Raw genomic sequence first — 25,888 nt, forward strand, 5'->3', positions numbered from 1 at the left:
ATACTACAGTCTTAACCAACAGACGTCGTTGTTGGTTAAACTCTCGATGGCGAACGACGTCAGCCGCCGGTGAGTGCATCCGCGACGGCCGCCAGTGACTCGGTCTCCAGGTCCGGCGACGGTCCGAACGGCTCCCACGGGACGCCGTGACGGTCGACCCACGCGGCCTGCATTCCCGCGTGGACGGCCCCGAAGACGTCGAACCAGCCAGCGGTGACGTGAAGCACGTCCCCGATGGGTGTTCCCGTTCGCGCAGCGGCGTGCCGGTACAACGTGGGGTCTGGTTTGAACGTCTCGACCTCGTCGGCACTGATGCAGTCGACGACGAGGTCGCCGATATCCGCGTGCGCTACCATCGACCGGAGCATCTCGGGATCGCCGTTCGAGACGACGTAGGTGGGGATTCCGGCATCGTGGAGTCGCTCGATACCGTCGCGGACGTCCTCGAAGACGTCGAGCTCGTGGTAGACCGCGAGGATCTCCTCCCGTTCCTCCGCCGGCAGCTGCACGTCGTTCGCGGCGAGCGCGTACTGGAGGGCATCCCGCAGGATGTCGTAGAAGGGCACGTAGCCGTCGATCTGGTTGGCGACGAAGGTGTACTCGAGCGAGCGCGAGCGCCACAGTCGTGAGACTGGCTCGGGCTCCGGAACGCGGTCCGCGAGCGCGTTCGTCGCCGCGGTCACGTCGACGAGGGTGCCGTAGGAGTCGAACGTGACCGTGGTGACGCGTGATGGATCGAGCGACATACTGGACAGTCTCGGGCCGGGACCGCATAGTTCTCGGGGGGTCGTGCAGGCGCCGGACCAGGCAGGAGAAGGTGGGTGGCAGGAGATAGGAGGGTGGCAGGAGGGGTCGGTTACCCGGCGGACACTCGAACAGTTACAAGCGAAGCGTCCGAGGGTAGCCGTATGTCGGACCCGTTCGTCATCGTCGGAGGGGACGCAGCTGGACTGAGTGCGGCCAGCAAACACAGGCGAGAGAACCCGGACCGGGACGTCATCGTCTTCGAGAAGGGGCGGTGGGTATCCTACGCCGCCTGTGGGATGCCGTACTACGTGAAGGGCGAGGTCGAGTCGCTGCTGGATATGCTCTCGTTGACGCCGGAGGAGGCAGCCGAGCGCGGCATCGACCTGCGACGGGAGCACGAGGTCGTCGCCGTGGACACCGAGGCGAAGGCCGTCACCGTCGAGGGACCCGACGGTCGGTTCGAGCAACCGTACGGAGACCTGCTCGTCGCCACCGGCGCACGCGCCGTCTCGGAACCCATCGAGGGGTCCCGGCTCGATGGTGCGTTCACCATCCACAGCATGGACAGTACGGCGGCGGTGCGGGCGTTCCTGACAGACCCGGCGGACCCCGGGTTCGCCGAACCGGACGTTCCCTACGTCGACACGGAGCTGGTGGAGAGCTACCTCGAAAGAGAGCCACCGGAGACGGTCGCCATCGTCGGCGGTGGCTACGTCGGCGTGGAGATGGCCGAGGCGTTCGCCGCCCACGAGCTGGACGTCCATCTGTTCCAGCGACCCGACAGACTCCTGGAACCGTTCGGGGAGGCTGTCGGCGAGACGGTCGCCGAGGCACTCCGCGACGAGGGTGTCTCCCTCCACCTCGGTGAGGAGGTGGATCGCATCGAGTCAGACGACGAGGGCCGCGTGGCAGGCGTCTCATCGACCGGAGGGACTGTCGATGCCGAGCTGGTCGTCGTCGGTATCGGCGTCCGTCCGAACAGTGGGCTGGTCGCCAACACGCCGGTGGAACTCGGCGAGTCCGGCGCCATCGCGACGGACCGGTACGGCGAGACCAGCGTCGATGGGGTGTACGCAGCCGGTGACTGTGCACAGATGCTGCACACGGTCACGGGCAGCCCGGCATGGGTGCCGCTCGGACTGACGGCGAACCGGGCGGGACGGGCGGTGGGCCAGACCGTCGCGGGCGACCCGACCCCGGTCGGAGGCATCGCCGGGACGGCGGTCGTCAAGGCGTTCGACGTCGAGTGCGGGCGCACGGGGCTGGTGGACCACGAGCGGGTCCGTGAGGCGGGGTTCGACCCGGTCTCGGAGACCGTCACCGCGGGCTCTCGCTCCGGTTACTATCCCGGTGCGGCGGAGACGACGGTCACGCTGACGGCGGACCGCGGGACCGGTAAACTGCTCGGTGGGAGCATCGTCGGGACCGACCGGGCGGCGATACGCATCGACACCGTCGCGACGGCACTCGAGAACGGCATGACGGTCGCCGAGCTGGAGCGGACGGACCTCGCCTACGCGCCGCCGTTCAGCCCGGTCTGGGACCCGGTGCTCGTCGCAGCGAAGGTCCTGAACGGGACGCTCGAGGACTAGGTCACTCACCGACTGGCACACCCCGCGCGTTGAGGGCGGACGAGCGCGGAACGAGTCGCGTTCCGGGGACTCACTCCGAGGGCTCTGTCAGATGTTCGAGCCCCCAGTCCCGCATCGCCACGATGACCGGCTCGAGGGAGGAACCGTGTTCCGTCAGGGAGTACTGCACGCGGAACGGTTTCTCGCTGATTATCTCGCGGTCCACCAGCCCCTTCTCCTCCAGGTTCTCGAGACTGTCCGAGAGTACCTTCGAGGAGATGCCGTCCACGTCGGTCTTCAGCTCGTTGAACCCGCTCGGCCCGTGTTCGAGCAGTCGATGGACGATGACCGGGTGCCACTTCCGGCCGATGAGCGACGCCGTCGTGGTAACCGGACACCAGTCCTCGCCGGCACACCAGACCTCGAGTTCCTCGAAGGTTTCCTCCGCTGACTGGTCGGTCATACGTGTCCAATCTCGGCGGCGGAGCTTAATAGTGAGCAGGAGAAAGCAGGTTTCGAAGCGAAACCCGGTTCGGAACAGTGTGACGGGCTCTGCACGAGTGTGACGGGCTCTGCACGGTGATCGGTTCCAGGCGAGCAGGTGACTGCCGTGTCCCGGACCGACGTGCCGCACGTTATCTCGACGCTTACTATCTAGTATTTGACCTAGAGCGACGTATCTCTCGTATGAACAGACGAAGCTTCCTCGGAGCAGGCGCGCTGGTCCTCGCGACGGGCGTCGCCGGCTGCACGACCTTCGAGATGCGGAGCAGCGAGTCGACGCTGGAGTCGGTCCCTGCGGCGGGTATCGAGCGGATCCGTGTGAGCAACGCGGTCGGCGACGTCAGCATCACCGGCGCCGACATCGACCACATCGAGTACCGTGCGGAGAAACGGCTCCGCGGCGACGAGAGCGACTTCGACCGGCTCACCGTCACGGCTGCACAGTCCGATGAACTGTGGGAACTGACGGGCGGGTACAGCGGGTCCGCGTCAGTGTTCGAAGACCGGGGTAGCATCACGTTCGATATCAGGGTCCCACGGGACATCCTCGTCGAGTCCGTCGACGTCGACGTCGGTCGGGTGAGCCTGCGAGATACCGTCGGCGACAGCATCGTCCACGTCGGAGTGGGTGCCATCGAGGCCCGTCGCGTCGACGGATTCCTCGACCTCTCCACCGAGACCGGGGACATCGAGGCGTTCGACATCACCGGGCTCGACCACGCGAGCACCGACATCGGCGACGTGACCGTCGAGGTCCGCCAGCTGCGTCGGGACGTGGACGTGACCGCGGACATCGGCGAGGTGGAGGTGAGTCTCCTCGGCGACCTCGACCTGGATCTCGACCTCCGCGGGTCGTCGGTCTCGAGCGAGCTGCGCCTCGAGGAAGAGATCCGAGAGGACGACCACATCACCGGCCGGCTGAACGCCGGCGGCCACCGACTCCGTGTCCGGACCGACCTCGGTGAGGCCCGGGTTCGGGAGCTCTGAGCGTGGGTCGGACTGACACGCCGCAGCGTCGCTCCAGACTGTTCTACGAGGGGGTCGCGCTTCACGGACGGCCGTGGCGAGCCAGCCGTCGCGTCCCACCCCGAGCGACGGGCGCGCCCCAGAAGCCACCGGTTCGAGACGACACCACAATAGGCGACGCATACCTGCGAAATCCTGGGGGTAGAACGCTCTTACCACGGTAACCAGTTCATTCGACCCGAACGCCCCCCGACCACTGCATCTGGTCTGTATCCATCGGTGTCGCTCGCCATCTGGTGGTGAACGAGACACAACCGCGCGGACAGTCGTGAGTTCCCGGTCTAGAGTGGTAACTACGCTTAAGGGGTAAATCCCAAATTACTGGCTCGATGTCCGAAGAACCGCCCGACGATTCGACAGGTAGCGACCTCGTACCCGGGACTCAGGGGCCGGAGTCCCGGCTCCGCCGGCGGTCGTTCCTCACGGCCGTGGCCGCGGCGAGCGCGGGGCTCGTCGCGGGCTGCAGCGAGACAGGTGATTCGACAGGCCCGACGTCCTCGCCGCCCGAGACGACCCACGGGTACGGTGGGGTTCCGACCACGGAGCAACCATCCACCACGACCACCAGACCGGCCCCGACGACGACCACCGGGCCGGGAGGGGACGGGACGACCGAACCGGAGACGGAGACGCCCGGGACCACGACGACCGACGGAAACTCCGGGTCCGGAGACGGTGACGACCCCGACGACACCGGAGGGAACGGTGCCGGCGGATCGAACGGCGGCGCCGGTACCGGCGGCTCGGGGAACGGCGACGCGACGGGAGTGCCCGAGGTACCGACCGTCGAGAACGGCGAGGCAGTCACGCGCCGGCTCGGTCGTGGCGGGACCGCCTGGGTCGCCCTGGGCGTCACGGCGCCGGCGTCCCTCGTGGCAGCCGCACGCCGAACGGCCGGGAGCGAGGCCTTCGCGGTGACCCTGTACGGCCCGGACGGCTCGCTCCTGGCACACGAGTTCGTGGACGGTTCGTCGACGACGCTCCGTGCGCGGGCCGACAAGACCGGGGCGCAGTACTGCCGGCTCTCGAACCTCGGGCAGACCGAGATCGAGTGCGAGGTCGCCGTCGAGACGTCCAACCCGAGACCGCTGACCCCGGGCGAGACCGACCCCAGCGAGGGCGAGGACTCCTTCGAGGTGACGCCGATCCAGACCGGTGACCCGGTCACCGAGACGGTTCCGGCACGGAGCACCGGCTGGTACCGGGTCGACTTCGACGCGGACGTGCTCGCCAGCGTCTCCGCGGACACGACTGCAACGGACGGTAGCTTCGCCCTCTCGCTGTACGAGCCGGCAGGCGGACTGCTCGACCACCGCAGCACCGAGAGTGGGGAACTGACCGTCGAGGCGGTGACGACGGCTGCTGGCGGCCATCTCGTCCGCCTCTCGAACACGAGCGCCGAGTCGCTCACGGTGGTGGTCTCGGCGAGCGTCGACCGCCTCGACGACGGAGGCTCCGGCACGACGACGACCACCGCCACCCCGACGACGGCTCAGCCGACGACGACCGCTGGGACGACCACTGCTGGAGGCACCACCACTGCAACGACCACCGCGGCCACCGCGACCACTACCACGAGCGGCGGCTCCGGCGACGACGGCGGACTCGCCCAGCTCGGCTTCGGGATGGGTGGCTACGGTGGCGCGACGAACTGACAGACGAACGACCACAGACACACACCGATACCAACGATGACCGACTACCACGGCTACAACACCCCCTCGCAGGGGACGATGGACTGGCACGTACCGCTCAACGAGAACTTCGAACAGATCGACACAGATGTCACCGTCTGGGACGCAGCGGACAACCGCGGCGACTACGCACCGAAGGACGGGGCGCACTTCGTCGCAGAGGACACCGGTGCAGTGTACCGCGGCGACGGCAGCTCGTGGACCCGGATCGGCTCCATCGCCGACAGCGACACCGGCGACGCTCCTGGCTCGGCCTACTACAACAAGGTGACCTCGTGGGGGGACCTGCAGGGTGCAATCGACGCCGCCCACGAGTCCGGCGGCGGCACCGTCCTCCTCGCGGCGGGCGAGTACGGCCCGCTCGGCGTCGACGACCAGATAACGATGAAAGGTGGCGTTACCCTTCGCGGCGAGGGCCCCGGCGTGACCCACATCGTGTACGAAGGTGGCGACGACTCCCTCATCGGTGACAGGCAGGCGGCCGACTCCGACATGGTCCTCGGCGACCTCTCCGTCGCCGGTAACGGCGTCGCCGACGGCGCCATCCACTGGGGCTACGGCAACGACGACGGCGTCTACAACGAACGCAACTACATCGAGAACGTCCACGTCACCCAGTGCGCGAACGGTGGCATCGGCTTCCGGCACGTCCACGACGGCGCGTTCCGCGACTGCGTCATCGAGGAGTGCGGCAAGGTGAGCATCAACGCCGCCGTCGAGTGCCAGGGCGTCGTCATCGCGAACTGCGTCATCAACGACTGCCGGACCTGGCCCGACTCGACCGACGACTTCCTGCACGGCACCAGCGTCGAGCAGTCCAGCGAGTGCATCGTCGAGAACTGCGTCGTGAAAGGCGGTGGCGGCGACGGCGCCTCGCCGGCGTTCAACTTCAACACGGTCAACAACTCCACGCTGACGGGCTGTGTTGCCCACGACGTCAACTGGGGCGTCGAGAGCGTTCGCGACGCCTACTCGAACACGTTCGTCGGCAACACGTTCACCGACATCAACGAGTACGGCATCTACGTCCAGCACTACACCGCGGACTCCGAGAACCCCGACCGCGAGGTGCTGTACAACCAGGTCGTCGGGAACAACTTCCGGAACCTCGGCGGACCGGCGTACGAGGGGGCCTACGGCTTCAGCTGCCAGTTCACGAACAACACCATCGTGAACTACGGCCAGAACACCAACACGGACGCCCAGCACGCCGTCTGCACCTACAACTCGCCGCTGCTCCACACCGAGGGGAAGGTCAGCGGGAACATCATCCGGGGCGGCGCACAGGACGTCGCGGCTATCAATCTCGGGGCGCCGGAGACGACGAACCAGCTCCACATCCAGAACAACTACTGCGACAACGACATCGTCGCCGAGGTGAACGGCACGCTCGCGACCGGGAACGACGTCGAGGGCGACATCGCCCTCTCCGGTGGCGACACCGCCGCGATGAACAACCGGGCCAGCGGGTCGGTGTCGGCGGATTCGGCCCAGGGCAACGTCTGAGACGGTCCGGTCGAACCGCGACCGCCCGAAACACGGACGGTCCCCCGTCCGAGGACTGCCGACGGGACGCTGCGTCGCCCGTGGTCACGATTCTCTCGACCACGCGCGGCGCAGCTCGTTGGTAGTCTTCGGACCGTGGCGGCGTGTGTCACTCCCTGTGCACGTCGTCACCATGCGGTCCGTCTGCGGTGACCCCGGAGTCGGGTGAACGGGACGCCGGTGTCCGACGTCGTTGCTGTCGTCGAAACGGCCAGTCCACGTCGATGACGCCAGTTCAAGACGATCGGTCGGCGACGAGTCAGTCGTGCGACGCCGGTGTCGTCGTCTCGGCGAGTCCGTTCACGAGGTTCTCGATACAGCGCTCGTTCGTCCGGTGGACCGCATCGTGCGTGTTCTGCGCGTTGTGCGAGCCCAGGAGCACGTCGTCGAGTTCGGTCAGGGGGTCGTCCGATGGGAGCGGCTCCCGCTCGAACACGTCCAGCGCGGCACCGGCGATGGTGCCGTCGCGGACTGCTTCGACGAGTGCGTCCTGGTCCACGATCTCCCCCCGGGAGGTGTTGACGAGGTAACCGTCCGGACCGAGCCGCCGGAGCGCCGCGCGGTCCACCATCTGCTCCGTCTCCGCGGTCAACGGACAGTTGATGCTGACGACGTCCGCCCGCTCGAACAGCTCCGCACGCCCGACGCGAGTGATACCGGTGTCGGCGATGAGTTCGTCGTCGAGTGGCACCACGTCGTACCCGAGCAGGTCCATCCGGTGTGCTGCTGCACGCCGGGCGACCGCGGAGCCGATGTTTCCGACGCCGACGATGCCGAGCGTCGCGTCGCGGAGCGACCTCCCTCGGGGGCAGTACCAGTCGCCAGCCCTGACCGCGTCGTCGACGTCGTGGAGGCGACGGGTGAGCATGGTGGTGTACCCGAGCACCACGTCGGCGACCTCGTCCGAGAGCGTGCCGGGCGTGTTGAAGACGGCGATCCCCTGGTCCGCCGCCGTCTCCCGGTCGATGTTGTCGGTGCCGACGCCCCACTTCGCGATGACCTGCAGCCGGTCGGCCGCGCGGAGCACCCGGCCGGTGAGCTCGTCGTCGCCGGCGAGGATGGCGTCGTACTCGTCGATGCAGGCGAGCAGGTCTGCTTCCGAGAGCTGCTGGTCGACGTCCGGCACGTCGTACGCGATGCCGTGCGAAGCGAGCGTCTCGTCGAACTCGTGGATGGTGTCCTGGATGAGCGGACAGGAGATGAGGGCCAGGTGCTGGGACATGGGGTACACACCGGTAGTTCGAGAACGATGAAATAGCTTCGAGAGGGTTCTAGGCTGCTGTACGGCGGTAATCGGCTCCTATCCGGGTACGCCGGATATAACAAAGCCCGTGTCTCGGCACCAACGGCGCATGCGTACCGTCGCCGTCATTCCTGCACGGATGGGCTCGACACGGTATCCCGGGAAGCCGCTCTGTGACATCCACGGCCTCCCGATGATCGAACACGTCTACCGTCGGACCTGCATGAGCGACAGCCTCGACGCGACGTACGTCGCGACCCCGAACGAGGAGATCAGGGAGGCGGCAGCGGAGTTCGGCGCGCCGGTCATCATGACGGGCGAGCACACCCGCTGCACCTCGCGCGTCGCCGAGGCGGCCGAAGGGCTCGACGCGGACGTGGTCGTCGTCATGCAGGGCGACGAGCCGCTCATCCGTCCCGAGATGGTCGACACCGCCGTGGCACCGATGCTGGAGGACCCGGACATCGGCTGTGTCAACCTCGCGAGCCGCATCCACGACCCGGCGGTGTTCGCGGACGAGAACACGGTGAAGGTCGTGCTCGACGGGAACGACCGGGCGCTGTACTTCTCGCGCGAACCCATCCCGAACCTCCACGACGTGGGCTTCGAGGAGGCGCGTGTCTACGAGCAGGTGTGTGCGATGCCGTTCCGTACGGAGTTACTCCAGACGTTCGTGGAGCTCCCGGAGACGCCGCTCGAACGGGCCGAGTCCATCGACATGCTCCGGCTGCTGGAGCACGGCTTCGACGTCCACGTCGTCGAGACGGACGTGGAGACCCACGCGGTCGACACACCAGCCGACCACGAACGGGTGAACGAGATGATGGCGGGCGACGACCTGTTCGCGGAGTACGCCCCGCGCGAAGCCTGACCGTCGCATGGACACGGCTGAATCGTCAGAGACGGCGGACGACGGTCCCGACCTCGGCTCGCTGCTCTACGGCTTCGCCCGGGGGAGCGGCATCCTGTTCGTCGCACTGGCCGTCGAGCTGGTGTTCCGCTTCCTCGGGAAGGTGCTCATCGCGCGGGTGCTCGGGCAGGTCGCGTTCGGCGTCGTCGTCATCGGCATCACCACGGTCACCGTCGCCTCGATGATCGCGACGGTCGGGCTGAACAAGGGCATCGGTCGGTTCTACCCGCGCTCCGACGACGGGGCGTACCGACGCGGTGTCGTGGTCTCTGCCCTCCAGATCGCCGTGCCGGTCTCGATACTCGCCGGGGCCCTCGTCTTCCTGCTCGCTGGGCCGATGGCGACGCTCGTCTTCGACGACCCGACGCTGGTGCCGGTGTTCCGCATTACCGCCCTCGCCATCCCCTTCGCCGTGGTCGTGAAGATGGCCGTCGGAGCCGTGCAGGGACGCGAGCTGACCCGGCCGAAGATCCTCGTCCAGAACGTGGCGATGCCGTTCTTCCGGCTCGCGTTCTTCGCCTGCGCCCTGCTGCTCGGTGCACGAGCGGTCGGCGTGGCCTGGGCCTACACCCTCGCCGTGGTCCTCCCGGCCTGTCTCGGCATCTACTACATCCATCGCTACACCGACGCGTTCTCGCCGGGGGAGTGGCGACCGATGCACCGCGAGATGCTGTCGTACTCCTCGCCGCTGATGCTCCGGAGCACGATGACGATGGTGCTCGTACAGGCCGACACGTTCCTGCTCGGTGCGCTGGCGACCGTCGCCGCGACGGGCGTCTACAACACGGTCTACCCCCTCGCGATGCTCATCACCATCGGGCACAAGGCGACCGACTTCCTCTACCTGCCGCTGGTCTCCGGGCTCCACGCCGACGACGCCAGGCAGGAGATCGGCACCATCTACCGGCTCGTCTCGAAGTGGCTGTTCGTCGTCAGCGTCCCCCTGCTCGTCGTGTTCGGCGTGTTCCCGGAGCTGGCGATCCGCTGGACCTACGGGCCGGAGTACGTCTCTGGGGCGCTTGCGCTCACCATCCTCGTCGCCGGCTTCTTCGTCGACACCGTCGCCGGCGTGAACGGCCGGACGCTCGAAGCCATCGGCTCGACCAGGGTGGTGATGTACGCGACGGCCATCGCGGCGACGGTGAACCTCGCCCTCAACTGGCTGCTCATCCCCCGGTACACCGTCGTCGGCGCCGCCATCGCGACGACCGTCGCCTACCTCCTCCTGAACGGCATCTACACCGCGAGACTCTACCAGGAGACCGGCATCGTCCCGGTCGACCGGACCATCGCCCGCTTCGGCGTCGCCTCGCTGGCGCTCGTCGCGCTGTTCGCCGTCGTCAAGTTCGCCCTGCTCGACCCCGGTCTGTCGGGGAGTCTGCTGCTCCTGACCGGGTTCGGACTGTGCTATCCCGTGGTCGTCGTCGTGCTCGGGCTCGACCGACCGGACGTGGAGCTCCTGATGCGGGCTGAACGCGAGCTCGGGGTCGATCTGACGCCCGTGAAGCGGGTCGTCGCACCGTTCGTCGACCGATGACGGACCGCGGTCGCCGTCTGAACCCGTCCGGGTCAACTCAGCTGCCCGCTGTGGGTGTCGCCGCAGGGCGCTCCGCCGCCAGCACCGAGTCGACGACGGACCGGATGGTCCGACGGAACCGTTCGCGGCCGAACGCCGACTCCACGTCCGGGAGCTGCTCGCGGAGCCGGTCCTGTTCGGCGCCGGAGTCGAGCACCGTGGAGATGGAGTCGACCGCCTCCTCGGCGGAGCTGTAGAGCAGTGCCGGCAGTTCGCCGACGACCTCCCGCTGGCCGCCGCTGTCGGGAACGAAGGGGAGCATGCCGCTCGCGACCTGCTCGGCGACCGCGATGCCGAAGTGCTCGGGCTCACGGCCGTGGAGGCCGTACCGATGACTCCCGAGCAGCGACAGCAACCGGTCACGGTCGACCTTCCCCTCGTACGTGACGAACTCGAGGTCCGACGCCCGTCGCTCGACCTGCTCCGTGTAGCGTCTGTCGTGGGCGGGGCCGACGATGTGCAGGTGGACGTCGTGACCACGCTCGGACAGCCGCTCGACGATCTCCACGTTCCGGAGGACGTTCTTCTCGGGGGCGATGCGGCCGACCGTGACGAACCCGGATTCGCGCTCGGGCCACGGCCGCCCAGCGGGCAGGTCCGTCGTGTCCACGGGCGGGTAGCAGACGGTCGGGCGCGTGCCGTAGTCCCGGGCGACACGGTCGGCCGTCCAGTCCGAGTTCGCGAGGATCGCGCCGTCCGGCCGAGCGGTGCCGGCGCCCGACGTCAGGAGCGCCGACAGCCACCGTCGACCACGGTCCAGCGTATCCGTCGCCGGCAGGTCGTGCTTGTGGTAGTAGACCACGGTCGGGGGCTCGAACGGGAACTCGCCGGCCGTCGAGACGACGAGGTCGGCGTCCCGCGTCTCCCGCTGGACCCACCGGACGAACGCCGCCCGACGGAGCGACTGCAGCGCGATCCCCAGCCGCCGGTCGGTGGCCTCGCCGAGACGGGCGAGCGTTCGCTGGGACGAGCGACCTCGCCCGGTCCTGAAGCGCACCGTCGACCGATCGATGGTCGTGCCGTAGAACTCGTCGAGCTCCGCGACCGGGGGTAGCGCCCGCGTGAACACGGTCAGCTCGTGTTCGTCCTGGAGCGCCTCGATGGTGGCGGTACAGACCGCCTCACCACCGCCGAACAGGTCGAGGCGGTCGTGGAAGATTGCGATGTCCGACATCTGGTTGGTTCTGCCCTCCCGACGGCGCGCTGGTACATAGGAATGGGCCGACTTTCGACGGAAAGCTGCCGTTACCCGCGTTCGGGCAGCAAAGTCGCCGCCTACTCAAGAGCCACGAGTCCGTGAACCGCCTGTGATTCGCGTATCGACCGACCGGCAGCGTCCGGGGCGTACAGGGAGGGACCGAGGATGGAACTGACCCGTCGAGACGCGGTCGTCGTGCTCGGGCTCACGGGCGTGGGTGCCGGTGTCTCGGGGCGACTGGTCGAACAGCTCGACGACGACCCGTTCGCCGAATCGGTGGCCGCGCTCGCGGGGACCGTCTACCCGTCGGCCGTCGACCTCGACGGCGAGTTCGTCCGGACGTATCTCGCGGGCCGACTGGAGTCCGAACGCTCCGAGTACGCCTACGTGATGGACGCGTTCGACACGCTCGACGAGCACGCGATGCGTCTCTACAGCCGAGAGTTCACCGACATCGGGGTCGGTCGGCGAGAGGACGTGCTGCGCGACCTCGGCGTGGACGCGGCGAGCGCCGAACGACACGGGTCGGTCCCCGAGCGGATCCGGTACCTCGTCGACGAGCTCCTGTTCGTCCTGTACACGTCGCCGACGGGGGGCCGCCTCGTGGGCAACGAGAACCCGACGGGGCATCCGGGCGGGCTGGAGTCGTACCAGCAGGAGCCGTGAGATGTCGGGGACAGGACAGCCACCACGGACCCCGTCCAGGGACCCCGACGTCTGCGTCGTCGGGTCCGGCCCGGCGGGTGCCATCCTCGCCGACTCGCTGGCCGGCCGCGGACACGAGGTCGTCGTGCTGGAGGCCGGGCCGCGGTTCGACTCGAGCGAGCGCCTCGACCGCATGGAGACCTCGATACGGGGGTCGAAGCCGAAGGCGGCGGTCTGGGACATGGGTGGCGACCGCGACCGCTACCGGATCGACTCGAACATGCCGTACCGCCTGAACCTCGCCAGGGTGAAGGGAGTCGGGGGGACCTCGCTCCACTGGGGAGGTACCGTTCCGCGCTTCCACGAGGTCGACTTCGAGCGGGAGTCCCGGTACGGGTACGCCTCCGACTGGCCGTTCTCGTACGAGGAGCTGCGGCCGTACTACGCGGCCGCCGAGCGGGAGATCGGCGTGGCCGGAACGGACGACTCGCCGTTCTCGCCGCCCCGCGAGAACGACTTCCCGGTCGCGCCGTTCCCGCCGAGTTACTCGGACCGCATCCTGGCCGAGGCCTGTGAGGACCTCGGTATCGCGGTCCACACCATCCCACGCGCCCAGGTCACGGAGCCGTACGAGGGCCGGTCCGTCTGCCTCGGCTACGGTACCTGCAAGCCAGTCTGTCCGTCCGGGTCGAAGTACGACGCGACCATCCACGTCGACCGGGCGGTCGAGAAGGGCGTCCGGGTGCTCGACCGCGCCCCGGTCCAGCGCCTCGAACACGACGCCTCGGGCGACCGGGTCACACACGCGGTGTACGAGACGCCGTCCGGCGAACGGTTCCGTCAGCCGGCAGACCACTTCGTCGTCGCCTGCGGCGCGGTCGAGACGGCTCGGCTGCTCCTGCTCTCCGACTCGGAGACGTACCCCGACGGGCTCGCGAACTCCAGCGGGCAGGTCGGTCGGAACTTCATGTCCCACCCCTACGTGACGGGCTTCGGCCGACTGGACCAGCAGACCGGACAGAACAGGATCGGCTTCTCGACGACGATGACTCACCAGTTCTACGAGAGCGAGGACGGACGTCCCGGGAGCATCCAGATCGAGTTCCTCAACAACGCCGAACCGGCCCTCGGGACGCTGGCGACGGCGAAGTCGTCGATCCTCGACGACTTCCTCGACCTGACCGCCGCCCCCGACCGGATCGGTGTCTGGCAGGACCTGCTGTCGGAGCCCATCGGGACGACGTCCTGGGGCGACGAACTTCTCGAAGAGATGCGGTCGGTGTACGGAACGCACCTCGGTGTGACGGCCACCGTCGAGATGCTCCCCGACCCGGAGAACCGGGTCACCCTCCATCCGACGCGGACCGACGACCACGGCAACCCCATCCCGGACGTGTCCATCCACACCGGGCAGTTCGCCGAGGAGACGCTCTCGTTCGCCGAGGACCGGATTCGGGAGATACTGGCGGCGACCGGCGCGGAGGAGATCGGCACCGCGCGCGGCTGGTCCCCGCACCAGTCGGGCACCGCCCGGATGGGGGAGGACCCGGCGACCAGCGTCGTCGACGCCCGGCTCCGGGCCCACGACCTCGACAACCTCTCCATCGTCGGGGCGAGCGTCTTCCCGACGGATACGGCGATCAATCCGACGCTCACCATCGTCGCGCTCTCGCTTCGCGCGGCCGACGACCTGCACGCGTCGCTGGGGTGAGCTGTCGCCGGCCGACCCGTCCTACTCGCTCCCGTCGCCGGCGGTCACGGTCCGGCCCGTGTGGCCATCGTCGGCTACAGACTTCACGGGACGTTCGTCGTCCTCGCCCGCAGACACGGCTGCGGTCGGTAGCAGTCCGACCACGGCGACGAGCGACACCGCCGCGATACAGAACTGGAGTACCTGACCGACCCACAGGGTGTGCGCCGCGAACTCGACGACGCCCACGATGCCGTGTGGGACGTACTGCTCGACGACCGCCGGCGGGAGGAGCGCCAGGTCGTTCACGACCGTGTCGGTGGCGGTCGCGACCCCCAGCCAGCCGATGCCGACGATCGCCAGGAGCAGCCCACGTTCGACCGAGGTGTTCGGAATCCAGTCAGTTCCCGGTCCCACCGACTCCGGGAGGACTTCGAGACGGTCGAGGAGGACGTAGCCAGCGGCGAGACCGACCGTCGAGACGACGGTGCCAACAGCTCCCTCGACCGCCAGCGGCGCGAAGGGGTACCCCTCGACGGTCGCGGCGAGCCCGCCGAACAACGCGTTCCCGACGCTCGCGGCGGCGACAGTGCAGACGAGGAAGGACAGCACGACCCGCCGGCGACCTCTCGGGACGTCCCTGTCGTCGCCGGGGACCCAGCAGCGCCACGCGACAGCCGCCGCGGCTCCCAAACCGACCACCATCGAGAACGAGTAGGCCAGGCCACCACCCACGAACAACGCCTCGACGACCGCACCGCCGACGACGCCGACCACTCCGACGGGACCGGCGGCGATCCCGAAGAGCACGGGAAGGCCGGCGGATGGTCTGAGGATGACGTGATGCGGGCCGCTCGTCGTCACCAGCGGGTCGACGACGAGCGAGACGAGTGCGTAACCGACGGCGAGCACGACGGCTGTGGCTGGACCACCGGTGGGCGCCACTCGCCACGACCCCCGGGCCATGGCTGTTGTACGGGGCTCCTGCAGGATAACTACCTGCTGGTTACTGGCACCGCGACCACGAAATCGGCACGTACCTGACGCCGGCGGAACCGTCCTCGTTGCACGGGGTCCATAACAATCCCCCTCGGCCCAGGGGACCCTCCATGGACGCAGTGCTCCTCGCCGGGGGCTACGCCACCCGGCTCTGGCCACTGACCCGCACCCGACCGAAGATGTTGCTCCCGCTCGGCAATGGGACGGTGATGGACCGGGCGCTCTCGGCACTGGAGGCGGAGGAGCGCGTCGACACCGTGTACGTCAGTACGAACGCACGCTTCGAGGCGGAGTTCGAGCGGTTCCTCGATCGGAGCGACTACACGAAACCGGTGCTCTCCGTGGAGGAGACGACCGGCGAGGACGAGAAGCTGGGGGTCGTCGGCGCGCTCGCACAGCTCGTCGACCGGGAGTCCGTGGACGACGACCTGCTCGTGGTCGCGGGGGACAACGTGGTCGGGTTCGACCTCGAGTCGTTCCTCGACTTCTTCGAGCAGGTGGGAACGACGACGCTCGCGGCCTACGACGTCGGCTCGCGGGAGGCGGCGAGCGCGTACGGCCTCGTCGAGACGGACGGGACTCGCGTCGTGGACTTCCAGGAGAAACCGGCGGACCCACGGAGCACGCTCGTCTCCATCGCCTGCTACGTGTTCCCCCGACCCGTCGTCGGGCTCCTCGACCGGTACATCGAGGCCGGCGAGGACCCCGACGAACCCGGCTGGTTCGTCCAGTGGCTCCACGACCGGCGGCCGGTCCACGCCTACGTCTTCGACGAGCAGTGGTTCGACGTCGGCACCCCGGAGAGCTACCTCGACGCGGTCGAGTGGACGCTCGACGGCGACGTGGCGGTCGCACCCGACGCAAAGGTGGTCGACTCCGAGCTGGGCCCCAACGTCCACGTGCTCCCCGGTGCCACCGTCGTCGACAGCGAGCTGCGATCGACCGTCGTCTTCCCACAGGCGGAGGTACGGAACGCCTCCCTCGACCGGTCGCTGGTCGACGAACACGCCCGGATAACCGACATCGACCTGCAGGGCTCGCTTGTCGGTCAGTACACCGAGCTACCCGGTGCGTGACAGCTGGGCGGAGAGTATGCTCCCGCGCCGACTGATTCTGGCCCGCAGGCTCCCGCCCCGTCGACTGCTTCTGGCCCACAGGTTCCCGCCCCGTCGACTTCCGACCCCACCGGTTACTGACTGGTTTCCGGTCGTGGAGACAGATACGGGTGGAATAACAAACAGCGGGCTCGGCGAACGCGTCGGTGTGTTCCGTACCGTTCGCCGGTCGCGAAGCCCCGCGTGGCACGTACCGAGACGGGGTCGCCGTCCCCTGGCTGGTCGCTCCCCGGTGAGTAGGAGCTGCGGTCGAGACCAGCCATGACCGAGACGAGCGTCGTCATCCGGTCGTTCAACGAGGCCGACACCATCGAACGAGTGCTCGACGCGGTCGAGGCCCAGGCCTACAGCGACTTCGAGGTCGTGCTCGTCGACTCCGGCTCGACCGACGGCACCCTCGACGTGGCTGCCCCGCGTGTGGACACCGTGGTCGAGATCGACCCGCGTGACTTCACCTTCGGCTACTCGTTGAACGTGGGCTGTGACGCGGCCGAGGGCCGGTTCCTCGCGTTCCTCTCCGCACACGCCATCCCGACCGACGAGCACTGGCTCGGGCCGATGGTCGAGAACCTCCGCGACGACGACGTGGCGATGACGTACTCGAAACAGCGCGGGGTCGAGTCGACGAAGCTCCCGGAGGAGCGCCACTTCGAGGAGCTGTTCCCCGACGAGCGGACGGTCCAGACGCCGCCGGACTACTTCGCGAACAACGCCAGCTCCGCCATCGAACGGTCGCTCTGGGAGCAACACCAGTTCGACGAGTACCTCACCGGGCTGGAGGACATCGAGTGGGCGAAGCACTTCATGGACCGCGGCTACGTCGTCGTCTACGAGCCGGCGGCCTGCATCTACCACATCCACGACGAGAGCTGGGAGCAGGTGTTCACGCGCTTCGAGCGCGAGGCCATCGCGGCCCGCGAGATCGGCGTGCGCTCGCCCGGCGACGCGGTCCACGAGTACGCGAGACTCCCCGTGGACATCGTCGGCGACGTGCTTGCGGCGGCCCGCCGCGGCGAACTCGACGGCGAGACGCTCCGGAACGTCCTCGGCTTCCGCTACCACCAGCGCCGGGGGGCGGCGACCGGCCTGCGCGCGGAGCCCGAGCTGCAGGAGAACCGGTACGAGTTCTTCTACGGTGGCGCGAACGAGCACGTCGTCGTCTCCGAACCCGGCGTCGCGTCGGTCGAGCGCGAGCCGCTCCCGGCGGTCAAGCCGAACGACGTCCTGCTCGCGGTCACCCACGTCGGCGTCAGCGACGACGACCTCGCGCTCTACCACGGTCGCTCCCCACCGGTCGAGCCCGACACCTACCCCGTCACACCCGGCAGGGAGTACGTCGGTCGCGTCGTCGATGCCGGGGCGAACGTCGAGCGCGTCGCTGAGGGCGAGGTGGTCGTCGGCGAGGCCACGCTCCACTGCGAGACCTGCGAGCACTGCACGAACGGGGACCGTGGCCGCTGTCCGGACCGCCAGCGCCTCGGTCTCGACGTCGACGGCAGCTACAGCCACTACCTCGTGGTCCCGTCCGATCACGTCCACGCCGTGCCGTCGTCGCTGGCTCACCAGACCGCGACGCTGGCCCGGCCGCTCGCGACGGTCCTCGACGGCCTGGAACGGGTCGGTGGGCTGCAGAACGGGCAGTCCAGTGTCGCCGTGCTCGGCGGCGGGCTGCTCGGCAACCTCTCCGCCCGTCTGCTCGCGAGCGAGGGAAGTGACGTGACCGTGTTCGAGGGCCGCTCGACCCTCCGCGAGGCTCTCCCTTCGTCGGTCCACGCCGAGGATGCGGCGGCCGACCAGCTCACCGCGTTCGACCTCGTGCTGGAGACCGACGGGTCGACCGCCTCGCTTGACGCGGCGGTCGGCTCCGCCGCGCCACGGGTCGTCCTGCTCGGTGCACCCTATCCCGACGAGTCGCTGACCGCGGACGGCGGTGCCGCACTCGACCGCGACGTGACGGTGGCGACGGTCGTCGACCCGTCGCCGTCACAGTACGATGCGGCGCTCGACCGGCTCACCGGGCTGCGGGCCGACGGGCTGACCGGCCAGGTGCTCCCGTTCGAGGAGTACGAACGCGCCTGGACGGTGGCGGACCGCGAGCTCCGGACCGTCCTCGCCGTCAACGGCCGCTGACGGTCCAGATGCCGTGGCGTGACCGGTCAGGAATCAATCGTGCCGGTCGGTCCCACCGTCGCCGACCGTCGGTGCCTGTTCCGCGCTGGCCGCCTCCCCGAGCGCCTCGAGGATGCGGACGGTGTCCCGTGCCTCGTCGAGGGTGACGGGTGGCGCCCGGCCCTCCCGGAGCGCGCGCTGGTGGGCGTCGATCTGCTCGTAGTGGCTCCGGTTCGGAATCGGCGGCTCGTCGTTCACCCTGGCGTCGTACAGCTCGGCGAGACGCTCCCCGACCTTCCCGACGACGTTCCGGGTGGCGCCGAGTCCGAGCCCGGCGTTCGACCGCAGGAAGTCGAGGACGCCCACCGAGTTGTCCTCGTTCGCGACGCGGTCGGTGAACAGACCGCCGCGGATGAAGTCGATGGTGAGCTCGGCGTTCCGCCCGTGGACGAGCAGCTGGTCCTTCGAGGTCGAGCCGGTGAGCACCTTGATGGTGACGAGCCGGTCGCCGCTCCCGTCGAGGGCCTCCAGCGCCACGCCGTCGAAGGAAACGTCGTCGTAGCCGCCGTAGTTCTGGGTCGTCACGCACGAGACCTCGCCCAGACCGTCGACGAACGCGAGCGGGAGGTACGCCTGGTGGGCGATGCCCTCGCCGATCTCGCCGCCGGGCAGGCCGAACACCCAGTCGCCGCGGTCGCTGAGGCTCAGGTCACGTGGCTCACCGAACAGCATCGTCACGGAGACGGGGTCGCCGATCTCGCCGCGGTCCACCTTCCTCCGGGCCTTCGTCACGAACGGCGTGAACAGCTTGTTGTGCACGACAGAGGCGGTCGTCCCGGTCTCCTCGCTGATGCGGGCGAGCTCGTCGACCGCCTCGACGGAGTCGGCTGCGGGTTTCTCGACGAGCACCGGGATGCCCGCCTCGAGGACGGGTTCGGCGACGGCGACGTGCGTGTGGGGTGGCGTGCAGACGTGGACCGAGTCGAGCGACTCGGCGGCGAGCAGCTCGTCGAGGTCAGTGTAGCGCGACACGTCGGCGTCCACGTCCACCGACCGGAGCCGCGACTCGTCTGCGTCGCAGACGGCGACGAGTTCGAGGTCCGGATGCGCCTCGACCACGGGGACGTGGATCTGGCTCCCGGCGATGCCACAGCCGACGACGGCGGTCTGGAGTTCCCTCATGGGGAACCACACCGGGTTCTGCCGTTTCGTAATAGCGGCGTTACCGGCCGGGCGACGGCTCAGGAGTCCACGGGACCGTGCCGGTCCGGCTCGCCGGTCGCCGACCGGAGCATCCGCGTCAGCCCCTCCCGAAGCCCGACCGAGGGTTCCCAGTCGAGGTCGCGCCGGAGCCTCGTCGCGTCGGCGACGATGCCGAACTGGTCGCCGGGCGTCCCGTCTGTCACCTCCACGGGGCCGGGGTCGCCGTCGTACACCTCGCCCATCGTCTCGAGGAGTTCGTCGACGGTCACCCGCTCGCCGCGCCCGAGGTTGTACGTCTCGCCGTCGGTGGCCGGTTCGTCGAGGGCCCGGACCCACGCGTCGACGACGTCGTCGACGTAGACGAAGTCCCGGAAGCGGTCGAGCGGCCCCTTCACGACGATGGGGCCGTCGTCCAGGCAGAACGAGAGGAAGATGCTCACCATGCCCTGTTTCATGTTCGCCATGTTCTGGCCGGGCCCGTAGACGCTGAACAGCCTGAAGACGGTCGTCTCCATCCCGAGGTTGTCGAACAGCCGGACGTACGCCTCGGCGCCGCGCTTGCCCGCGGCGTAGAACGTCTTCGGGTCCGACGGGTGGGACTCGTCCACCGGCAGGTACCGCGGGTCGCCGTAGACGCTCATCGAGCTCGCGTACAGGAGGCGGTCGATGTCCCGCTCGCGGCACCATCGCAGCAGCTCGAACGTCCCGATGACGTGGCTCTCCAGATCCGCGACGGGGTCGTCGAAGGACGCCTCTCCGGAGGACTGCCCGGCGAGGTGGAACACGGCGTCGACGTCGGAGACGCTCTCGACCGCCTCGTACGTCGCGGGGTCCGCGGTGTTCCCCGCGACGAACGTCGCACCCGCCGGTACGTTCTCCCGTCCGCCGGTCGAGAGGTTGTCGACCACGACGACCTCCCGGCCGGTGTCGAGCAGTCGCTCCGCCATCGCGGAGCCGATGAACCCGGCCCCACCGGTGACGAGCACCGTCTCTGTTGTCATCCGTTCCGACTGGTCGCGGGGTCCGGTTAGTAAGTCGGCCGTGATTCGGGTGCTGGCAGGGTAGGCCGTCGTTAGCTCGTGGCCGGCACCTGCTCCAGTCGCCGGTCGCCGAGTCGCTCGCGGATCCGGTCGAGCACGAGCTCCGTCGAGCTCGACCCGTCGACCTCGAACGCCGAGGGCGTGTAGCAGAACCGGCGGAGGTACTCCCGCTGGGTCTCGACGGACCGCTCGGCGGCGGCCCGGTCGAGGTTCTCGGTCCCCGGTCGGACCTGCACGATGTGCCGGTGGGTGAACGGCTCGAACGCCTGGTGGGTCTCCGTGTCGTCCCACGGCACCGTCAGGACGCCACAGACCTTCCCCTGGACGACCCCTTCGAAGAGCGCGGTCGAGTGGCTCGCGAGGATGACGTCGTAGTCCGCGATGTCGGCCGCGAGGCTCGGCTCCGACGACACCGCGACCTGCTCCCGGTAGCGGTCCATCTTGGCCGCGGAATCCTTCGGGTGCGGGCGGACCGTCACGTCGGCGACCTCGTCCAGCCTGCCGAGCCGGTCGACGTGCCAGTCGAGGTTCTCCTCGGTCCAGAAGCCGCTCTCGTAGGTCTGCTGGGAGAGGTAGAGCACCGAGTCCGTCCGCGGCTCGTACGGTTGGACGCCGCCATCGAACTCCGGCGACCCCGTGACCGTCACCGGGGTCGTGCCGTCGCAGGGGTACTCCTCGCGGAGTGCGGCGATGCGACGCTGGAAGAACGTCCCCATCGCCAGGACTTCGCCGACGAAGGGGTTGGTGTAGACGGAGAAACCGTAGGGGTAGAGCAGCCGTCGCTTCAGTCGCTCCAGCGGCGGGAACACCGGATCGAAGCTCGGCGAGAGGACGCCGTTGCGCACCGCCAGCACGCTCGCGTCGAGGTTGTTCGGGTACACGCCGTGCTGGAGGACGAGCGTCTCGACGCCGCGCTCGCCGGCGTCCCTTACGAGGTGCCGCAGGAACGGGATGGAGTCCATCGCGGCGACGAGGACGTCCGGGTCGGCGGCGTCGAGGTAGCCCGCGGTGTCGTAGAACGGCCGGTGCGAGAGCCGGTCGACGAGGAGCTTCTGTACCATCGCGTCGCGGAGGCCGTCGGGGAACCGGGTGAACACGGGCTCGTCCCGCTTCATGAACGATTCGGCCAGCCGGTGGTCGTGCCGTCGGTGGACCTTGGCCGGGACGCGGCGACCGCTCTCCGGCGGGTACAGCGAATCGAGCCAGAGGACCTCGCAGTCGACGGTGTCGTCGCCTTCGAGGGCCTCGACGAGCGGTCGCAGCGCGTTGTAGCTGGTCGTGTCCTCGATGGCGAATGCGACGGTGCCTGCTGCTGGCATCCCCGGCGCTTCGCCCCCGACCGACATTGGAATGCACCGGGAACGCCGAGTAAGCAGCTGCTACCCGACAGTTCGCGCTCTATCTCGCTCCCCGGTGTCCGGCCGGCGACGCCCGACGACCTCCTCGTAGAACCCCGCGAGCCGGTCGACGCTCCGCTCCCAGGCGTAGTGTTCGCGGGCCAGGTTCCGGGCTGCCTCGCCGAGCCGTCGGCCGAGCTCACCGTCGGTCGCGACCCGCGCGACGGCGTCCACGAACGACTCGTCCACGTCGGCGACGACGAGCGCGTGGTCGCCGTCGACGAGCGCGATCCCCTCCGCGCCCTTCACGGTGGTGACGATCGGCAGGCCGACGCCGAGGTAGTCGAACACCTTCGTCTTCGTCCCGCCACCGTGACGGATAGGTACCACGGCGACGTCGGCAGCTGCGAGAGTTCCGTACAGGTCCTCGACGAAGCCTGCCGTGGTCACCGCGGGGTCGTCGACCGCCGGCATCCCGTCGCCGACGAGGAGCAACTGGGCATCGACGCCGCGGTCGCGGAGTCCCGGCAGCACGCGGGTCACGAGCGCCGAAACGGCCTCCCGGTTCGGCGGGTGCGAGTACGAGCCGTGGAACACCAGCGTGGGCCGGTCGTCGAGCTCTAACTCGCGTCGTCTCCCGGCCGAGTCCGCGAGGGCCGCCGGCTCCGGCACGGTCGTCCCGGTCGGTACAGCCAGAATCCGGGCGGGGTCGACGCCGAACTGCCGGACGAACGTCTCCCGGTCGCGCTCGCTGACCGTCGTGACGTAGTCGGCGGCGGCGAGTGAGAGCCGCTCGATGCGCGGGATGAGGCGGGGGCCGACGAGTCGTTTGTAGACGGGGAGCGTCGGGTCGTCCACGTCGCGGGCGTGCTCGGCCTCGACGTTCTGGGCGGCGTAGACGACCGCGGCCTCGTGGCCGCCTGCCCGGACGGCGAGTTCGCTGGCGACGACACCCTTGGGGAGCGCGACGTGGAGCACGTCGAACGGCTCGCTGTCGAGGGCGCGACGGACCGCACGCAGGAACAACGGGTTGAGGTCCGTCAGGTAGCCCGGTCCGATCCGGTCGAAGCCGTACGTTTCGTCCACCCAATCCGGCGGTTCGGCCGCGAACTCTACGGGACAGAGGACCGAGACGCGGTGGCGCTCGGCCAGCCGGGAGGCCAGTTCGTGCAGGCGCGCGCCGGTCCCGGTCGTGGGTTCGAACACGTCGTGCGACGGTGAGACGACCAGGAGTCGGAGCGAGGTCCCGCGGGTCACCCCCGGCCGTTCCGGCGCACCGGCATTAGCTATGCAGCCGGTACCCGAATCTTGATTCGGTAAAAAGGGCTTACTGGGTGCATAAGACAGTCGATATCGGCGTTTGACTGGTTGGCTTGAAGTAGCTGGAAGGTGAACGTGCGGCCACCGAATGTCCTCCCCGTTCGAGGGCGTCGACGGTGGACTCGACGCCCTCCCGGCGCGACGGTTCGAGGCCGCGATAGCCGCCGTACTGCTGGGATTCGTGGTCGGTTTCGTCGGCGACGTGCCGCTGCTCAGGCCGGTGGCGGGCACGCTGCTGGTCCTCGTGGTCCCCGGTGTGCTCGTCCTCTCGCTACTCGGCGTGCGTCTCGACCGCGCCGAGTCGGCGGTGTACGTCGTCGGAACGAGCATCGCGGTGGTCCTCATCTTCGGGATACTCGGGAACGAGCTGCTGACCGGGCTGTTCGACCCGGTCACCTCGCTCGAACCCTTCGCCCCGGTGACACTCGCGGCCGGGTTCACGGCGCTCGGGCTCGTCGGGCTGGTACTGGTCTGGCTCTCCGGCACCGTGCCGCGGTTCCCCCGGCTGGCCGTCCTCGACGACCGCGACGTCCGCTTCCTGCTGTTCGGGCTGCACCTGCCGTTGCTCTCCGCACTGGCCGCCGTCGCTTTCCTCGTCCTCGGCACCAACCTCCCGTGGATGCTGGCGATGGCCCTCGTCTCGCTCGTCCCGCTCTGGGTGGTGGTCCGCCGCACGCCACGCCCGCATCGCTGGCTCGGCCTCTGGTGTGTCGGACTGGCCCTGTTCTACCAGGTCACGCTCTCGACGGCGTACTTCTCGGGTGGGGATGGCTCCATCGAGTACTTCTTCGGACACCTCACGCTGACCCACGACAGCTGGTTCGTGGGCTTCGAGGCGACGAAGGCGTCGCTGCTGAGTCTGACCATCTTCCACCCGACGGTCGCGGCGGTGACGGGACTGCCGTTGCGCTGGGCCATCAAGCTCGTCTACCCGCTCGTGTTCGCGCTCACGCCGGTCGCGATCTACCTGTTCCACCGGCGCCACGTCGGCGACACGACCGCGCTGCTCTCTGCGGTGGTGCTGCTGTTCCTGCACCCCTTCTTCAACCTGCTCGCCCAGAACACGCGGACCGGGCTCGCCATCTTCTTCCTGTTCTCGTTCGCCCTGGTCGTCGTCGACGAGTCGCTCCAGCCGCTCGCGCGCGGGCTGCTCTCCGTGCTGTTCCTCGGCGGTATCGTCGTCTCGCACTACGGCGTGTCCGCGATGTTCCTCGGACTGGCCGGCGTGGCGTACGTCCTCACTCGGGCAGACGACGTTGTCGGGTGGGCACACGTCGACCGGCCGGCGGTGTTCTCGCTCGCCACGGTCGCGTTCCTCGGTGTCGGCTTCTTCGCGTGGTACCTCTTCACCGCCACCGGGACGAACTTCTACAAGCTCGTCGGGGTGTTCGTCCAGGACGTGCTGTTCGGCTTCTCCGACTTCTTCTCCAGCGAGTCCAACAGCGTGCAGGCGGTCACCCGACCGCAGGGCGACTCGTTGACGTTCCAGCTCATCAAGGCCCAGTTCATCGGCCTGACGCTGCTCGGGGGCATCGGACTCGCCCGGACCCTGCTGGCCGCCCCGGTGCTCTCCCGGCTGCTCGGCGACCGGTTCCCCTGGCTCGACTCGCTCCGGCGTTCGACAGCCCCCGACGACGCGGTCGTCCACCCCGTCGCCGTCGCCTTCGCCGTCGGTGGCGCCATGCTCCTGTTCGTCTCGTTCACGCCCGTCTCCATCGTCGGCGTGGCACGCATCTACGCCGTAGCGGGGCCGTTCATCGTCGTCTTCGGCGTCGCCGAGGCACGGCGGTTCCTCACCTGGCTGTTCGGCAACCGGACCTCGCTGCCGGCGCCGCCGTCGGACTCCCTGCTCGCGGTGGCGTTCGCGGGGATGCTGCTGGTGAACGCGGGCGTCATGTCGGCCGCCGTCACGCACGACCGTTCGCCCCAGCCGCACTTCGACCGCGAGTACATCCTCGAGGACGGCACCGAGCGCGAGGTGTACCACTACTACCGGAGCTTCACGCCGCCGCCGGACGTCGCGGCGACACGCTGGGCGATCGACCACCGCGCGGCCGGGACCACCATGTTCTCCGGCATCCGCCACGGCGGCTACGAGGCGAACCTCGTCTCCACGCAGTACGGGACGTACCACCCGCCGGGGCCGCCCTACCAGCCGTTCACGTGCGAGGAGTACCGGACCACCCGCGGCTACTTCATCGACTCCGAGTACCAGCACCGCGAGGGACAGATCAACCTCGTCTACAGCTCCGAGGGGTCGTACCCGTACATCCGGTTCACGGACCTGTCGACCCTTCGGCTCCCGGACCGGTCCAGGGTGTACGACAACGGCATATCGTCGGTGTACTACAGCGACGGGATACCGACGAGGGAACCGGCGTGTGGTGGTTGACACCGACGACGAAGCACGCTGGGA

Annotated in this window: 20 protein-coding genes; 11 read left to right on the plus strand and 9 right to left on the minus strand. The window is 68.8% G+C overall.

Annotation, left to right across the window (positions count from 1 at the left end):
• Nucleotides 1-59: 59 nt before the first annotated feature.
• Nucleotides 60-746, minus strand: a complete 687-nt coding sequence (locus ACSG06_RS19370; RefSeq protein ID WP_440991937.1) for a haloacid dehalogenase type II — start codon at nucleotides 744-746, stop codon at nucleotides 60-62.
• A gap of 162 nt (nucleotides 747-908) precedes the next feature.
• Here ACSG06_RS19370 and ACSG06_RS19375 point away from each other — a divergent pair, with 162 nt between their 5' ends.
• Nucleotides 909-2,339, plus strand: coding sequence for an FAD-dependent oxidoreductase (locus tag ACSG06_RS19375; RefSeq protein ID WP_440991938.1), 1,431 nt, complete (start codon nucleotides 909-911; stop codon nucleotides 2,337-2,339).
• A gap of 70 nt (nucleotides 2,340-2,409) precedes the next feature.
• On the opposite strand, the gene ACSG06_RS19380 is transcribed toward ACSG06_RS19375, so the two are convergent.
• On the minus strand, nucleotides 2,410-2,781 hold the full coding sequence (locus ACSG06_RS19380) for a winged helix-turn-helix transcriptional regulator (RefSeq protein WP_440991939.1): 372 nt from the start codon (nucleotides 2,779-2,781) through the stop codon (nucleotides 2,410-2,412).
• A gap of 224 nt (nucleotides 2,782-3,005) precedes the next feature.
• Between ACSG06_RS19380 and ACSG06_RS19385 the strand changes: the two genes are divergently transcribed.
• From ACSG06_RS19385 to ACSG06_RS19395, 3 genes are all read left to right on the plus strand, one after another.
• Nucleotides 3,006-3,809, plus strand: coding sequence for a DUF4097 family beta strand repeat-containing protein (locus tag ACSG06_RS19385; RefSeq protein WP_440991940.1), 804 nt, complete (start codon nucleotides 3,006-3,008; stop codon nucleotides 3,807-3,809).
• 368 nt (nucleotides 3,810-4,177) lie between these two features.
• Entirely contained in the window at nucleotides 4,178-5,503 is a 1,326-nt protein-coding gene (locus tag ACSG06_RS19390; protein ID WP_440991941.1) for a hypothetical protein, read from the plus strand.
• A gap of 36 nt (nucleotides 5,504-5,539) precedes the next feature.
• The gene (locus tag ACSG06_RS19395) at nucleotides 5,540-7,048 is read left to right on the plus strand and encodes a right-handed parallel beta-helix repeat-containing protein (protein ID WP_440991942.1); all 1,509 of its coding nucleotides are present in this window, start codon (nucleotides 5,540-5,542) and stop codon (nucleotides 7,046-7,048) included.
• A 298-nt stretch (nucleotides 7,049-7,346) separates the two neighbouring features.
• Here the strand turns inward: ACSG06_RS19395 and ACSG06_RS19400 are convergent, their stop codons facing one another.
• On the minus strand, nucleotides 7,347-8,309 hold the full coding sequence (locus ACSG06_RS19400; protein WP_440991943.1) for a phosphoglycerate dehydrogenase: 963 nt from the start codon (nucleotides 8,307-8,309) through the stop codon (nucleotides 7,347-7,349).
• A 130-nt stretch (nucleotides 8,310-8,439) separates the two neighbouring features.
• Here ACSG06_RS19400 and ACSG06_RS19405 point away from each other — a divergent pair, with 130 nt between their 5' ends.
• Both ACSG06_RS19405 and ACSG06_RS19410 read left to right on the plus strand, forming a co-directional pair.
• On the plus strand, nucleotides 8,440-9,201 hold the full coding sequence (locus tag ACSG06_RS19405; protein ID WP_440991944.1) for a 3-deoxy-manno-octulosonate cytidylyltransferase: 762 nt from the start codon (nucleotides 8,440-8,442) through the stop codon (nucleotides 9,199-9,201).
• A gap of 7 nt (nucleotides 9,202-9,208) precedes the next feature.
• Nucleotides 9,209-10,777: a flippase gene (locus tag ACSG06_RS19410; RefSeq protein ID WP_440991945.1), complete on the plus strand. Its 1,569-nt coding sequence runs from the start codon at nucleotides 9,209-9,211 to the stop codon at nucleotides 10,775-10,777.
• A 37-nt stretch (nucleotides 10,778-10,814) separates the two neighbouring features.
• Here ACSG06_RS19410 and ACSG06_RS19415 read toward each other — a convergent pair whose 3' ends face one another.
• Nucleotides 10,815-11,990: a glycosyltransferase family 4 protein gene (locus ACSG06_RS19415; protein ID WP_440991946.1), complete on the minus strand. Its 1,176-nt coding sequence runs from the start codon at nucleotides 11,988-11,990 to the stop codon at nucleotides 10,815-10,817.
• Nucleotides 11,991-12,179: 189 nt separating this feature from the next.
• Here ACSG06_RS19415 and ACSG06_RS19420 point away from each other — a divergent pair, with 189 nt between their 5' ends.
• Nucleotides 12,180-12,680: a gluconate 2-dehydrogenase subunit 3 family protein gene (locus tag ACSG06_RS19420; protein ID WP_440991947.1), complete on the plus strand. Its 501-nt coding sequence runs from the start codon at nucleotides 12,180-12,182 to the stop codon at nucleotides 12,678-12,680.
• A 1-nt stretch (nucleotide 12,681) separates the two neighbouring features.
• Nucleotides 12,682-14,370 (plus strand): GMC family oxidoreductase, encoded by a 1,689-nt coding sequence (locus ACSG06_RS19425; protein ID WP_440991948.1) that lies wholly within the window; start codon nucleotides 12,682-12,684, stop codon nucleotides 14,368-14,370.
• 21 nt (nucleotides 14,371-14,391) lie between these two features.
• Here the strand turns inward: ACSG06_RS19425 and ACSG06_RS19430 are convergent, their stop codons facing one another.
• Entirely contained in the window at nucleotides 14,392-15,294 is a 903-nt protein-coding gene (locus tag ACSG06_RS19430; RefSeq protein ID WP_440991949.1) for a hypothetical protein, read from the minus strand.
• 164 nt (nucleotides 15,295-15,458) lie between these two features.
• On the opposite strand from ACSG06_RS19430, the gene ACSG06_RS19435 reads away from it, so the two are divergent.
• Together ACSG06_RS19435 and ACSG06_RS19440 are read left to right on the plus strand one after the other, a co-directional pair.
• Nucleotides 15,459-16,424 carry a nucleotidyltransferase family protein gene (locus tag ACSG06_RS19435; protein ID WP_440991950.1) on the plus strand — a complete coding sequence of 322 codons (966 nt, stop codon included), beginning with the start codon at nucleotides 15,459-15,461 and terminating at the stop codon, nucleotides 16,422-16,424.
• A 300-nt stretch (nucleotides 16,425-16,724) separates the two neighbouring features.
• On the plus strand, nucleotides 16,725-18,593 hold the full coding sequence (locus ACSG06_RS19440; RefSeq protein WP_440991951.1) for a glycosyltransferase: 1,869 nt from the start codon (nucleotides 16,725-16,727) through the stop codon (nucleotides 18,591-18,593).
• 33 nt (nucleotides 18,594-18,626) lie between these two features.
• Here ACSG06_RS19440 and ACSG06_RS19445 read toward each other — a convergent pair whose 3' ends face one another.
• The 4 genes from ACSG06_RS19445 to ACSG06_RS19460 all read right to left on the minus strand — a co-directional run bounded on the left by ACSG06_RS19445 (nucleotide 18,627) and on the right by ACSG06_RS19460 (nucleotide 23,409).
• The gene (locus ACSG06_RS19445) at nucleotides 18,627-19,754 is read right to left on the minus strand and encodes a Gfo/Idh/MocA family protein (protein ID WP_440991952.1); all 1,128 of its coding nucleotides are present in this window, start codon (nucleotides 19,752-19,754) and stop codon (nucleotides 18,627-18,629) included.
• Nucleotides 19,755-19,813: 59 nt separating this feature from the next.
• Nucleotides 19,814-20,776, minus strand: a complete 963-nt coding sequence (locus tag ACSG06_RS19450) for an NAD-dependent epimerase/dehydratase family protein (protein WP_440991953.1) — start codon at nucleotides 20,774-20,776, stop codon at nucleotides 19,814-19,816.
• Between the two features lie 71 nt (nucleotides 20,777-20,847).
• Nucleotides 20,848-22,161, minus strand: coding sequence for a hypothetical protein (locus ACSG06_RS19455; protein WP_440991954.1), 1,314 nt, complete (start codon nucleotides 22,159-22,161; stop codon nucleotides 20,848-20,850).
• Between the two features lie 33 nt (nucleotides 22,162-22,194).
• A complete protein-coding gene (locus ACSG06_RS19460) occupies nucleotides 22,195-23,409 on the minus strand; it encodes a glycosyltransferase family 4 protein (protein WP_440991955.1) in 1,215 nt (404 codons plus the stop codon).
• A 151-nt stretch (nucleotides 23,410-23,560) separates the two neighbouring features.
• On the opposite strand from ACSG06_RS19460, the gene ACSG06_RS19465 reads away from it, so the two are divergent.
• Nucleotides 23,561-25,864 carry a DUF2206 domain-containing protein gene (locus ACSG06_RS19465; protein ID WP_440991956.1) on the plus strand — a complete coding sequence of 768 codons (2,304 nt, stop codon included), beginning with the start codon at nucleotides 23,561-23,563 and terminating at the stop codon, nucleotides 25,862-25,864.
• Nucleotides 25,865-25,888 lie beyond the last annotated feature (24 nt).

The sequence above is a fragment of the Haloarchaeobius baliensis genome (assembly GCF_052060055.1).
Lineage (GTDB): Archaea > Halobacteriota > Halobacteria > Halobacteriales > Natrialbaceae > Haloarchaeobius > Haloarchaeobius baliensis.

What these genes read in the sequence shown, in the direction of transcription:
- ACSG06_RS19415 (WP_440991946.1), bottom strand. Translation starts at nt 11,990, where the DNA reads ATGTCGGACATCGCAATCTTCCACGACCGCCTCGACCTGTTCGGCGGT.
- ACSG06_RS19385 (WP_440991940.1), top strand. Translation starts at nt 3,006, where the DNA reads ATGAACAGACGAAGCTTCCTCGGAGCAGGCGCGCTGGTCCTCGCGACG.
- ACSG06_RS19425 (WP_440991948.1), top strand. Translation starts at nt 12,682, where the DNA reads ATGTCGGGGACAGGACAGCCACCACGGACCCCGTCCAGGGACCCCGAC.
- ACSG06_RS19405 (WP_440991944.1), top strand. Translation starts at nt 8,440, where the DNA reads ATGCGTACCGTCGCCGTCATTCCTGCACGGATGGGCTCGACACGGTAT.
- ACSG06_RS19435 (WP_440991950.1), top strand. Translation starts at nt 15,459, where the DNA reads ATGGACGCAGTGCTCCTCGCCGGGGGCTACGCCACCCGGCTCTGGCCA.
- ACSG06_RS19370 (WP_440991937.1), bottom strand. Translation starts at nt 746, where the DNA reads ATGTCGCTCGATCCATCACGCGTCACCACGGTCACGTTCGACTCCTAC.
- ACSG06_RS19450 (WP_440991953.1), bottom strand. Translation starts at nt 20,776, where the DNA reads ATGACAACAGAGACGGTGCTCGTCACCGGTGGGGCCGGGTTCATCGGC.
- ACSG06_RS19410 (WP_440991945.1), top strand. Translation starts at nt 9,209, where the DNA reads ATGGACACGGCTGAATCGTCAGAGACGGCGGACGACGGTCCCGACCTC.
- ACSG06_RS19395 (WP_440991942.1), top strand. Translation starts at nt 5,540, where the DNA reads ATGACCGACTACCACGGCTACAACACCCCCTCGCAGGGGACGATGGAC.
- ACSG06_RS19455 (WP_440991954.1), bottom strand. Translation starts at nt 22,161, where the DNA reads ATGTCGGTCGGGGGCGAAGCGCCGGGGATGCCAGCAGCAGGCACCGTC.
- ACSG06_RS19390 (WP_440991941.1), top strand. Translation starts at nt 4,178, where the DNA reads ATGTCCGAAGAACCGCCCGACGATTCGACAGGTAGCGACCTCGTACCC.
- ACSG06_RS19380 (WP_440991939.1), bottom strand. Translation starts at nt 2,781, where the DNA reads ATGACCGACCAGTCAGCGGAGGAAACCTTCGAGGAACTCGAGGTCTGG.
- ACSG06_RS19375 (WP_440991938.1), top strand. Translation starts at nt 909, where the DNA reads ATGTCGGACCCGTTCGTCATCGTCGGAGGGGACGCAGCTGGACTGAGT.
- ACSG06_RS19400 (WP_440991943.1), bottom strand. Translation starts at nt 8,309, where the DNA reads ATGTCCCAGCACCTGGCCCTCATCTCCTGTCCGCTCATCCAGGACACC.
- ACSG06_RS19445 (WP_440991952.1), bottom strand. Translation starts at nt 19,754, where the DNA reads ATGAGGGAACTCCAGACCGCCGTCGTCGGCTGTGGCATCGCCGGGAGC.
- ACSG06_RS19420 (WP_440991947.1), top strand. Translation starts at nt 12,180, where the DNA reads ATGGAACTGACCCGTCGAGACGCGGTCGTCGTGCTCGGGCTCACGGGC.
- ACSG06_RS19465 (WP_440991956.1), top strand. Translation starts at nt 23,561, where the DNA reads ATGTCCTCCCCGTTCGAGGGCGTCGACGGTGGACTCGACGCCCTCCCG.
- ACSG06_RS19440 (WP_440991951.1), top strand. Translation starts at nt 16,725, where the DNA reads ATGACCGAGACGAGCGTCGTCATCCGGTCGTTCAACGAGGCCGACACC.